Source organism: Delftia sp. WSY_22 (assembly GCF_043104185.1).
Lineage (GTDB): Bacteria > Pseudomonadota > Gammaproteobacteria > Burkholderiales > Burkholderiaceae_C > Comamonas > Comamonas tsuruhatensis.
The window spans coordinates 1-2,229 of record NZ_JBICKN010000042.1; the positions used below are offsets into that span (position 1 = coordinate 1).

The following is a 2,229-nucleotide window of genomic DNA, read 5'->3' on the forward strand; positions in this document are numbered from 1 at the left end:
GGCGCTACCGCCTGCTGCACCAGCGCATCCACGGCGGCAAGGACGCGCAGGGCCTGAACGGACTGTGGGGCGCCGACGATGGCTGGCGCCTCATCGGGGTCGACCTCACGCAGGACCCGTTGCATCCCGTGTCCACCCCCATCGCTCCCATCACGCTCGTGCGCTACGGCTACAGCAGTGCAGGCGATCTCATCACCGTCCACGACCGCGCAGGCCAGCTCGTGCGCGAATTCGAATGGGACCACCACCGCATCAGCGCCCACCGCCATGCCAGCGGACCCTGGCACCGCTACCGCTACGAGAGCGCCCAGCCCGGCGCCCGCGTCATCGAACACAGCAACCAGGAAGGGCTGTCCTTCCGCTTCGACTACCTCAGCCAACCGCCGGGCCCGGACGGCCAGCAGCGCGCGGCCACCCGCGTCAGCGACAGCCTGGATCGCATCGAGACCTACTACTTCGAAGGTGCGGCGGGCCTGTCGCGCCTCATCGCCCACCACAAGGCCGACGGCAGCCGCTGGCTGCAAAGCTACGACAGCTTCGGCCGCCTGGCCTCGCGCACCGACCCGCTGGGCCGCAGCGTCCACCTCAGGCGCGACGGCCAGGGCCGGCTCATCGGCGTGCAACTGCCCGACGGGCGCAGCACCCAGCAGGAGCATGACGAAGCCACAGGCCGCCTGCTCAGCGCCACCGACACGGCAGGGGCCACCACCGGCTACCAATACGACGCCTGGGGACGCCTCACCCAGATCACCCAGGCCGACGGCAGCACCGAGCGCTACCACTACCCCGACCCCCAGGAAGCGCCGCTCACCTGCGACAGCCCCCGGCGCATCGAAGACGCCCAGGGCGGCAGCAAACAGCTGGCCTGGAGCGATGCGGGCCAACTGCTCAGCTACACCGACTGCTCGGGCCACAGCACGCACTACCACTACGACCGCTGGGGTGCGCTCATCGAAGTGGGCAACGCCCTGGGCCAGCGCCAACGCCACCAGCGCGACGGCCAGGGCCGCATCGTGGCCAGCGAACTGCCCAACGGCCAGATCGAGCGCTACCACTACGACAGCGCAGGCCACCTCACGCGCATCGAACCGGCCCAGCCCCCGCTCACCCCTCTCATGGGGGGACAAAGCCCTGCTGCACCGGCCGCCGACCCCAGCATCCACCTGCGCTACGACCTCTGGGGCAGGCTGGTCCAGCGAACACATGGCGGCCTCACCCTGGCCTTCGAATACGACAGCGCTGGCCGCCTCACGCGTCTCGTCAACGAAAACGGAGCCCAAAGCCGCTTTGCCTGGGACGCGCTGGACAGGCTCGTGCAGGAAGAAGGGTTCGACCAGCGGCTGCAGCGCTACCGCTGGGATGCGGCAGGCCAGCTCATGGAAGCCACGGACGGCAACGCTGCACGGCAAAGCAGCAGCCACTACCGCTGGGACGAAGGCGGCAGATTGGTCGAACGTCAGCTGCCCGCCACGGCCCATGCGCCGGCCCAGACCCACCGCTACGAATGGGATGCGGCCGGACGCCTCATGACCGCCAGCGTCTGGCAGCACACCGTCGAGAACACCGCAGAGAACACCATCCAACTGCAAAGCCGCATAGCACTGGAACGCGATGCCCTGGGCCGCATCACGGCAGAAGTGCAGCAGCTGTACCGGCCCGGCAAGCACAGCAACGGGGGCGGCGGCGCAGACCAGATCGAATACGAACACCGCATCGCCCACAGCCTGGACGCGCTGGGCGCACGCCAGCACAGCCAGCTGCAAGGCCTGGGAAAGATCGCCTGGCTCACCTACGGCTCAGGCCATGTGCACGGACTGCAGCTCAACGGCGCCGGCCTCATCGACTTCGAACGCGACGCCCTGCACCGCGAAGTCCGCCGCAGCCTGCACCCACCCACCCCCGCAGCAGAAGCAGATGCAGACGCAGACGCACACCACCCCCTGCAGGTGCAACGCCAATGGGACAGCATGGGCCGCCTCACGGCCCTGGGCACCACAGGCCTGCAAAGCATGGAAGGCAGGGAACACCTCGTCCAGCCCCTCATCGGCCAGATCCTTGGCCGCCGCTACCACTACGACAGCCTGGGCCAGCTCGTTGCCATCGAACAGGCCGGCGCCCCGGGCCAGGCCGCACAACTGCTGCGCTACGGCTACGACAGCGCCGGGCGCCTCAGAGCGGCCACCGACAGCCAGGACCCCCAGACCACCGCCCGCTGGCAGATCGACCCTG

At 69.2% G+C, this 2,229-nt stretch carries 1 pseudogene; it reads left to right on the forward strand.

Annotated features, from left to right (window positions below):
* Positions 1-2,229 (forward strand): annotated as a pseudogene (locus ACF8NF_RS20365) (RHS repeat protein); the annotation flags it as partial.